This is a genomic window from Pseudomonas fontis, assembly GCF_028656955.1.
Taxonomy (GTDB): domain Bacteria; phylum Pseudomonadota; class Gammaproteobacteria; order Pseudomonadales; family Pseudomonadaceae; genus Aquipseudomonas; species Aquipseudomonas fontis.
The window spans coordinates 1-8,533 of the sequence record NZ_JAMDGY010000107.1; the positions used below are offsets into that span (position 1 = coordinate 1).

At 62.1% G+C, this 8,533-nt stretch carries 8 protein-coding genes and 1 pseudogene; 5 read left to right on the top strand and 4 right to left on the bottom strand.

The window, feature by feature from the left end; all coding sequences use genetic code 11:
- Positions 1–165 precede the first annotated feature (165 nt).
- Entirely contained in the window at positions 166–1,083 is a 918-nt protein-coding gene (locus tag M5G11_RS24915; protein ID WP_420793873.1) for a DNA-3-methyladenine glycosylase family protein, read from the top strand.
- Here M5G11_RS24915 and M5G11_RS24920 read toward each other — a convergent pair.
- Positions 1,052–1,279: a DUF6555 family protein gene (locus tag M5G11_RS24920; protein ID WP_273914035.1), complete on the bottom strand. Its 228-nt coding sequence runs from the start codon at positions 1,277–1,279 to the stop codon at positions 1,052–1,054. The genes M5G11_RS24915 and M5G11_RS24920 overlap by 32 nt on opposite strands.
- A 266-nt stretch (positions 1,280–1,545) precedes the next feature.
- Between M5G11_RS24920 and M5G11_RS24925 the strand changes: the two genes are divergently transcribed.
- Complete coding sequence (locus M5G11_RS24925; protein WP_273914036.1) at positions 1,546–1,809, top strand: DUF1652 domain-containing protein; 264 nt, start codon at positions 1,546–1,548, stop codon at positions 1,807–1,809.
- Between the two features lie 8 nt (positions 1,810–1,817).
- Here the strand turns inward: M5G11_RS24925 and alkB are convergent, their stop codons facing one another.
- The 3 genes from alkB to M5G11_RS24940 all read right to left on the bottom strand — a co-directional run bounded on the left by alkB (position 1,818) and on the right by M5G11_RS24940 (position 4,066).
- Complete coding sequence (gene alkB / locus M5G11_RS24930; protein ID WP_273914037.1) at positions 1,818–2,477, bottom strand: DNA oxidative demethylase AlkB; 660 nt, start codon at positions 2,475–2,477, stop codon at positions 1,818–1,820.
- A 21-nt stretch (positions 2,478–2,498) separates the two neighbouring features.
- Entirely contained in the window at positions 2,499–3,656 is a 1,158-nt protein-coding gene (locus M5G11_RS24935) for an RHS repeat-associated core domain-containing protein (protein WP_273914038.1), read from the bottom strand.
- A gap of 254 nt (positions 3,657–3,910) precedes the next feature.
- Entirely contained in the window at positions 3,911–4,066 is a 156-nt protein-coding gene (locus tag M5G11_RS24940) for a DUF6026 family protein (RefSeq protein WP_273914039.1), read from the bottom strand.
- Between the two features lie 198 nt (positions 4,067–4,264).
- Between M5G11_RS24940 and gnd the strand changes: the two genes are divergently transcribed.
- The 3 genes and pseudogenes from gnd to M5G11_RS24955 form a co-directional block, all read left to right on the top strand.
- Entirely contained in the window at positions 4,265–5,248 is a 984-nt protein-coding gene (gene gnd / locus M5G11_RS24945; protein WP_273914040.1) for a phosphogluconate dehydrogenase (NAD(+)-dependent, decarboxylating), read from the top strand.
- On the top strand, positions 5,245–6,750 hold the full coding sequence (zwf, locus tag M5G11_RS24950; protein ID WP_273914041.1) for a glucose-6-phosphate dehydrogenase: 1,506 nt from the start codon (positions 5,245–5,247) through the stop codon (positions 6,748–6,750). The genes gnd and zwf overlap by 4 nt, the downstream gene beginning before the upstream one ends.
- A gap of 10 nt (positions 6,751–6,760) precedes the next feature.
- Positions 6,761–8,458 (top strand): annotated as a pseudogene (locus tag M5G11_RS24955) (glycoside hydrolase family 15 protein); the annotation flags it as partial.
- Positions 8,459–8,533 lie beyond the last annotated feature (75 nt).

The window sequence follows — 8,533 nt, forward strand, 5'->3', positions numbered from 1 at the left end:
ACGATTATCCGAATAGCCGATTTTCGGTAATTCTCGTGGCGCTTGGCGCGCGGGTTTCTTTTTGGTTGGCATACATGCACCTCTTGCTCATGTTATGCCCGAACACAAAATTTCTGACACCCCCCGCGAGAGTCCCTCATGATGTTCAAGCAAGGAGGCTGAGTGATGTTCCCCGCACCCCACCAGCGATCCCTGCAGCAAGGCCGTCTGGTCATTTGGCTGGCTTACCGCCCGCCTTATCACTGGCCGGCCTTGCTCGCCTTTCTGCAGGCTCGCGCCATCACCGGCATCGAGGTTGTCGCCGACAACGTCTACTCGCGCACCTTCGCCATAGGGGGCAAGCGCGGCACCCTTGGCGTAAGCCCAGCCCGTGGCAATCGCCTGCAAGTCACCTTCAGCGATATCCCCCCGAACCTACTCCCACTGCTGACCCTGCGCGTGCGGCGGGTTTTCGATCTCGATGCCGACCTTCAGCACATCGAGCAAACCCTGTCCCGCGACCCGCTGATGGCCGACCTCATTGCGCGGCACCCCGGCCTGCGCGTCCCCGGGGGCTGGGATGCATTCGAACAGGCCATGCGCACGGTGCTCGGCCAGCAGATCTCAGTGGCCGGGGCGATCACCCTCGCCAGCCGCATGGTCAGCCGCCATGGGCAGCCGTTCGACAGTGGTCATCCGGGCCTGACGCATCTGTTCCCTGTGGCGCAGGCCGTGGCAAACGAAGACCTGAGCACCTTGGGCATGCCGCGCTCACGCGCCAACACCCTGACCGGGATGGCCCAGGCCCTGGCGATCAACCCGCGCCTGCTGGCACAAGCCAAGGGGCTGGAGAACCGCGTAGCGGCACTCTGCTCCTTACGCGGCATTGGCCCGTGGAGCGCTCAGTACCTGGCCTTGCGTTACCTGCGCGAAGCCGATGCCTTCCCGCTGGGCGATGTCGCCCTGGTCAAGGCGCTGCGGCTGCTTGAAGGCCCTGAAACGCCGCTGGCCGAGCGCGCCAAAGCCTGGAGCCCGTGGCGGGCCTACGCCGCGCAGCACCTGTGGACTTCACTCAGCTGGACTGGCGCCACGTCACCTCGGTAATGCCGTAGCGCTCGGCCAGTGGCTTGCTGACTTTCTTCACCTTTTCCCGGCCATAACGCCCGATTTTGCCCACACCCGCATCGCAGCTTGCCCAGTGCCAGGCCTCGGCGTTGTCCATCGCTTCGGCACGGATGACGAACGACTTGTGGTCGCCATGCAGGTGATAGTCGATAACGTAGAGTTTTGCGTTGATCATGGTTCGCTGTCTGTCCCTTTCAACGTATGAGCAATGTTCCCGTCAGGGTGAAACCCCCGGTTGAAGATGTGACGGCACACAAGGTGGGAGCGGCGAAGCACCGGCAAAGTTTTAAAAAATGTCTGGTTAAGGGGACGAACGGTCATTGTTCACCGTCCGTCCAGCCATTGGTCTGTTGTGCTGAACTCCCGCCGGCCAGGCCTTTCACTTGTGCACGAGGCGACCATACTGCGTGTTTGGCGCCAGGGGTGACGGAGGGTTGAATCATGCCAATGAACGGAGTGTGTGACCTTGAATTGCGGCAGATGATCGAAGGGGCTTTCCTGCCGACGCGTTGCGACGTCAGTTGTACCGATGGCTTGTCGCTGACCCTGCATTTTCCGCAGGACAGCGAGCATGAAGCGTTCACCATCACCGGTATCCAGCTAAGCGAGTTGCCCAACCCGCGAGCCTTGGTCGAGCTGGTGGCGCGGGTGCGCAGTGAGCGCGAAGGTGCCACCAGTTCAGTGGCCTGGCACACTCATCGCTGAGTAGCTGCTCACGGGCCGGCCTTGCGCAGGGTCAGGTTGATCCGCCGCTGGCCCAGGCGCGGGTGCTCGCCGGGCTTGAGCGGCAATACGCCATGAAAGCGCAGGCGGTCTTCACCGCCCCAGACCACCACGTCGCCATGGCTTAGGCTCACCCGCTGCGCGCGATCACTGCGCTGATGACCGCCGAACTGGAAAATCGCCGGCAACCCCAGGGATACCGAAACAATGGGGTGACTGTAGTCGCGCTCGTCGCGGTCCTGGTGCAGGGACAGGCGATTGCCGGGCACATAGCAGTTGATCAGGCAGGCATCCGGGGTGAAAGGCGCAAAGCCTGCGGCTTCGGCGGCGCGGGCAGCCAGTTCGAGAAGAACCTCCGGCAGGGCCGGCCAGGGCTGGTTGCTCAACGGGTCCAGTGGTGTGTAGCGGTAGCCGCGCCGGTCGCTGACCCAGCCCAGATCCCCGCAATTGCTCAGGGCGACCGACATCTGCTGACCTCCCGGGGTGATCATGTGCCGCAAGGGGGCGGCGCGGATGATCTGGCGCAGGGCCGGTAGCAGTGTTTCGACCTCAGCCAAGGCGAATAGGGGGAGAACTGCGCTGCTCTTACCAATCCAGATCGCCTGGTGCCGCTCACTGGTAGTGAACAGATCGAGTTCCGACTGTTTCATGCGGCTTCTCGTTGCGGGGATTCAAACGGTTGACTCTCGAATGTCCAAGGCTCGCTTGAACAGGTCTTGCTCTTCAAGTGGCAAGCTCTTGTAGGCGGTCAGCGCGTCATAGGTTGCCTTGCTTGGTGCACGCAGAGCGTGCGTTGTGGATTGTGGCAGCCCTAGTTCCGCCCGACTGATATAAAGCGGTTCAGGTCTCAGTCGTACATGGTGGTACGTGTTCGCTTCGGCGGGGGCCAGCCGATTCTGCGGGTTCCGATACCCGTTTACAAATGCCAGCTGTTGGTAATTGGCCCTCGACTCCCATGCCTCCCGCCTCGCAGCGATGCGGTTGCGCTGATGTCCAATCACCGCACTGATGCCTGCGCCAAGCCCGACGGCAGATGCAATCGAACCCACGGCAAAAAGCCAAGGAAGCGCTGGGGATTGTGGATTACTTGCGCTCACTGAAACCCGTGCGAGGGTCACGCCAGCACCAATTGCCGCCACTGGTGCGGCGATAAGCCTGGACACTGATTCTTGCGTCGCGCCTTTGCTTTTTCGGTTGGCACGAGCGGCCCTGAACCCGAATGAAGGAAAGAAACCCGCGACTGCGGCCAGCACAGCGAGTGCGGCTAACCCGATCGTAGCGATGTTGGTCGCGTCGTGGCCGGTAGGGTCTTGCCGATTGACTGGGTCACCCAGGCAGTAGGTATAGGCGTTCAAACCACCTTGGCCGAATGGGCTCCAGGAGTCCGGGCTATTGAAACGCATCAATACCGGATTGTAGGCGCGATAGCCGTTGCCGAGCAGGTAGTGCCCTGTCAGAGGGTCTGGCCGCTCGCCATTGAAGCCCAAAAAGCTACTTGAGTCCTTGTCAGCAGGGCAATGGCCGTAGACGGTATAGGCTTTCTGATGGTGCCTGGAAGCGGTTTTGGCATGCAGGATTGATCGTTGTGGGTCAGTGCCCAGCAACGTAGTTTCTCCTACGACGCCTTGGCGCTGCTGCTGAGCAAGCAACTGGTCGGCGCATTGGATCACCCGCAATTGCCGGTGGCCCTGAACCTCGCTGACCAGCCGGACTTTCTCGTAGAAGCGTTGCACGGGGAGCTGCAACGGGGAGTGGCTGGCAACGAGTTGATCAAGCGAGTTGTAGTGGTACTTGCACAATACCGTGTCAGGCTTTTGTTTGAGCGACATGGCCTTGATGCCCCTGATTGAAGGAGGATTCAGCCAAGTGTAATCTCGTGGGGCGGCGGCGGGTACTGGCAGGAATGTCAGGGTTTGGGCACTTGACTGTGTCTGAGCAGGAAATCTCGAAGCCCTTCGATTTGTACCTGCCAGCGTCGCCAGTCACGGCGATCACTGGAGGGATGAATCAGCGCGGCGCTTGCCAACGTTCATCCCGATCACCGACTTGGTCAATGCCCTGCTGGCGGGATAGAAGAGAGGGGTTACTGCGACAGTGCCTTGGCCTGCTGCAACAGCTGATTCAACTGGGCGACCTGTTGGCGAAGCTGGTCGCGCTCGTCCTGCAAACGACGCAACTCATCGCGACGGATTTGCACGTACAGGGTCTGGGGTGGGCTTGCTGGCATAAAGGTTCCCATTTGCACACCTCGCAATTGGCTGTCTCAGGGGTAAGCGTAGACGCTCCGTCGGGCCGGGATTCTGAATTCTTTTTTCAGTCATGGGAACTTTTTTGTTTATTGCGGTCGTGCCGTTCGTCTATGAAACCATCTGCCATCGGTCTGGACTAACCTTCAAGGTCTGACGTGGCAACTTCAATCGACGGGGAGCATCGGCACATGCAACTGGGAATCGTGGGGCTGGGCCGCATGGGCGGCAATATCGCAAGACGGCTGATGCGCGACGGGCACACCACCGTGGTCCACGACCGCGACGCCAAGGCGGTCGAGGCGCTGACCAGGGAAGGCGCCACGGGTGCTGGCGACCTGGCCGCGCTGGTCAAGCAGATGAGTACGCCGCGCGCCGTCTGGGTAATGCTGCCCGCCGGTGAGCCGACCGAGCAGACCATCGCCCAGCTTGCCGACTTGCTGGGGCCGGACGATGTGATCATCGACGGCGGCAATACCTTCTACAAGGACGATATCCGTCGCGCGCAGCAGTTGGCCGAGCGCAAGCTGCACTACGTCGATGTCGGTACTTCAGGCGGGGTGTGGGGGCTGGAGCGTGGCTATTGCATGATGATCGGCGCCGAAAAGGTGATTTTCGAGCGCCTGGAGCCGCTGTTCAAAACCCTCGCTCCCGGCGTCGGTGACATCCCGCGTACGCGCGGGCGCAGTGGCCCGACCGAACGTGCCGAACAGGGCTACATCCATGCCGGCCCGGCCGGTGCCGGGCATTTCGTCAAGATGATCCACAACGGCATCGAGTACGGCCTGATGCAGGCCTATGCCGAAGGTTTCGATATCCTCAAGACCAAGGCCAGCGACAGCCTGCCGGTCGACCAGCGGTTTGACCTGAACCTGCCGGAAATCGCCGAAGTCTGGCGGCGTGGCAGCGTGGTCACCTCCTGGCTGCTGGACCTGACCGCCGATGCCATGGTCGAAGACCCGCAACTGGGCAACTACAGCGGTTCGGTATCGGACAGCGGCGAGGGGCGCTGGACCATCGATGCCGCCGTCGAGCAGGCCGTGCCGGTGCCGGTGCTGGCCAGCGCGCTGTTTGCGCGCTTCCGCTCTCGCCAACAGCAGGGCACCTATGGCGACAAAGTGCTGGGGGCCATGCGCTTTGGCTTTGGTGGGCATGTCGAGAAGAAAGGCGAATGAATAAACACGAGATCGACGTCGCGCCACCCTGCACGCTGTTCCTGTTCGGCGCCAACGGCGACCTGGTCAAGCGCCTGTTGATGCCGGCGCTGTACAACCTCAGCCGCGACGGCCTGCTGGACAAGCAACTGCGCATTGTTGGCGTCGACCACAACGCGGCCACGGACGCCGAGTTTGCCGAGCGCCTGCAAGCCTTCATGCGCGAGCGCGACAAGGGCGCGGGCGAAGGGGCCGACAAGTGCCTGGACGACAAGCTGTGGGCACGCCTGGCCAAGCGCATCGGCTACCTGACCGGGGACTTCCTTGAAGACGCCACCTATCAGGACATCGCCCAGCGCATCGAGAAGAGCCGCAACGGCAATGCGATTTTCTACCTGGCGACCTCGCCGCGGTTTTTCAGTGGCGTGGTGCAAAAACTCGGTGCGGCTGGCCTGCTCGATGAAAGCAACGGCTTTCGCCGGGTGGTGGTGGAAAAACCCTTCGGCCATGACCTGGCCAGTGCCGAAGCGCTGAACGCCTGCCTGCTCAAGGTGATGAGCGAGAAGCAGATTTTTCGCATCGATCATTACCTGGGCAAGGAGACCGTGCAGAACATCCTGGTCAGCCGCTTTTCCAATGGCTTGTTCGAGGCGTTCTGGAACAACCACTACATCGACCACGTGCAGATCACAGCAGCGGAGACCGTCGGGGTCGAAACGCGCGGGGCGTTCTACGACACTACCGGGGCCTTGCGCGACATGGTGCCCAATCACCTGTTCCAGCTGTTGGCAATGGTTGCGATGGAGCCGCCGGCCGCGTTTGGCGCCGATGCCGTGCGCACCGAAAAAGCCAAGGTGATCGGCGCCATCCGTCCCTGGTCCAAGGCCATGGCCCTGAAGAATTCGGTGCGTGGGCAGTATGTCGAGGGCAAGCAGGGGCGCAAGAAACTCCCCGGCTACCGCCAGGAGCCACGGGTCGACCCCGAGAGCAACACCGAAACCTATGTGGCCCTCAAAGTCATGATCGACAACTGGCGTTGGGTCGGCGTGCCGTTCTACCTGCGCACCGGCAAGCGCATGAGCGTGCGCGACACCGAGATTGCCATCTGCTTCAAGCCGGCGCCTTACGCGCAGTTCCGTGATGCCGACCTTGAGCGGCCCAAACCCAACTACCTGAAGATCCAGATCCAGCCCAACGAAGGCATGTGGTTTGACTTGCAAGCCAAGCGGCCGGGCCCGGCGCTGGTGATGGAGAACGTCGAGCTGGGTTTTGCCTACAAGGACTTCTTCAAGATGCAGCCGTCGACAGGCTACGAAACCCTGATCTACGACTGCCTGACCGGGGATCAGACGCTGTTCCAGCGCGCGGACAATATCGAGAACGGCTGGCGGGCGGTGCAGCCGTTCCTGGATGCCTGGAAGGACGCCGCCGAGGTTCAGCCTTACCCTGCGGGTGAGGACGGCCCGGCGGCTGCAGACGAATTGCTGGCCCGCGATCGGCGGGTCTGGCACAGCATCGGTTGACGGGAGGTGCATGGCGGGGGCAATTGAAGACTACGCATTGGTAGGCAACTGTCGCAGTGCCGCGCTGGTCGGGCGTGATGGTTCGGTGGACTGGCTGTGCTTCCCGCGCTTCGACTCGCCGGCGTGCTTTGCCGCGTTGCTGGGCGATGAGGAGAACGGTCGCTGGCAAATAGCTCCGGTCGAGGCGGTACTGGAGGTGGTTCGTGAGTACCGCCAGGACACCTTGATCCTGTACACCACCTTTGTCACTGCCAGTGGCCGCGCACGACTGATCGACTGCATGCCGCTGGCTGGCCACAACACTTTGATGCGCATCGTCGAGGGCGTTGAGGGCGAAGTGGCGTTCGACATGGACCTGGTGATGCGCTTCGACTATGGCAGCAGTGTGCCGTGGGTGGAAAAGCTGGCGCCCAAGGTGCTGACGGCGGTGGCAGGGCCGGACCGCCTGGTGCTGCGCAGCACGGTGGATACGCATGCGCGCGACCATCACACGGGCAGTCAGTTCAGCGTCAAGGCCGGGCAGCGGCACAGCTTCAGCCTGAGCCATGAACTGTCGCATCTGCCGCCCGATCCCGGGTTCGACCCGGGGCAAGCGCTGGAGCATACCGCCAGGCAATGGCAGGCGTTTACTGAGCGTTGCCCGGATGTCGGTGACTGGACGGCGCAGGTCAAGCGCTCACTGATTACCCTCAAGGCCCTGACCTATGGGCCAACGGGCGGCATCGTCGCCGCGGTGACCACCTCGCTGCCGGAGCAGTTGGGCGGTGAGCGCAATTGGGACTACCGCTATTGCTGGTTGCGCGATGCGACCATGACCTTGCTGGCGTTCATGAACCTGGGGTATTTCGAGGAGGCCCAGGCGTGGCGTGAGTGGCTGTTGCGCTCGGTGGCCGGCAACCCTGAGCAGATGCAGATCATGTATGGGTTGGCCGGCGAGCGGCGTTTGCCCGAGTACAGCCTGCCGTGGCTTGCGGGGTATGAAGGGGCGCAGCCGGTGCGCATCGGCAATGCGGCGGCGGTGCAGCATCAACTGGATATCTATGGCGAGGTGGCGGATGCGTTGTGCCAGGCGATGCGCGGCGGGCTGCCGCGTTTGCCGCGCAGTGCGGCGATTGGTCGGGTGATCATGCCGTATCTGAAACGTACCTGGCAGGCGCCGGATGAGGGTATCTGGGAGGTGCGCGGGCCGGCGCAGCATTTTGTGCATTCCAAGGTGATGGCCTGGGTGGCGTTTGATCGGGCGGCGAGTTTGAGCGAGCCGACGGAGGAGGGGCGTGAGCAGGCCAGGCACTACCGGGCGGTGGCTGAGGCGATTCACCGGCAGGTGTGTGAGCAGGGGGTGGATCCGCTGTTGGGGTGTTTTACCCAGGCGTATGGGTCGCAGGAGATGGATGCGAGTTTGTTGCAGATTGCCTTGACCGGGTTTCTGCCGGCGCAGGATCCGCGTTTTTTGGCGACCTTGGCGCAGATTGAACAGCGCTTGCTGCGTGAGGGGCTGTTGTTGCGCTATGACAGCGAGAGTGGCCTGGACGGTTTGAGTCCGGGGGAGGGGACGTTTCTGGTGTGTTCGTTCTGGTTGGCGGATGTGTATGTGTTGTTGGGCCGGGAGGAGGAGGCGCAGGCGTTGTTTGCGCGGTTGTCAGGGTTGTGCAATGACGTGGGTTTATTGGCGGAGCAGTATGATCCGCGGGGTAAGCGCATGCTGGGGGGGTGTCAGAAATTTTGTGTTCGGGCATAACATGAGCAAGAGGTGCATGTATGCCAACCAAAAAGAAACCCGCGC

Excerpts from the sequence above, each read along its gene's own strand:
- M5G11_RS24915 (WP_420793873.1), top strand. The coding sequence starts at position 166 with ATGTTCCCCGCACCCCACCAGCGATCCCTGCAGCAAGGCCGTCTGGTC.
- M5G11_RS24940 (WP_273914039.1), bottom strand. The coding sequence starts at position 4,066 with ATGGGAACCTTTATGCCAGCAAGCCCACCCCAGACCCTGTACGTGCAA.
- M5G11_RS24920 (WP_273914035.1), bottom strand. The coding sequence starts at position 1,279 with ATGATCAACGCAAAACTCTACGTTATCGACTATCACCTGCATGGCGAC.
- M5G11_RS24935 (WP_273914038.1), bottom strand. The coding sequence starts at position 3,656 with ATGTCGCTCAAACAAAAGCCTGACACGGTATTGTGCAAGTACCACTAC.
- gnd (WP_273914040.1), top strand. The coding sequence starts at position 4,265 with ATGCAACTGGGAATCGTGGGGCTGGGCCGCATGGGCGGCAATATCGCA.
- zwf (WP_273914041.1), top strand. The coding sequence starts at position 5,245 with ATGAATAAACACGAGATCGACGTCGCGCCACCCTGCACGCTGTTCCTG.
- alkB (WP_273914037.1), bottom strand. The coding sequence starts at position 2,477 with ATGAAACAGTCGGAACTCGATCTGTTCACTACCAGTGAGCGGCACCAG.
- M5G11_RS24925 (WP_273914036.1), top strand. The coding sequence starts at position 1,546 with ATGCCAATGAACGGAGTGTGTGACCTTGAATTGCGGCAGATGATCGAA.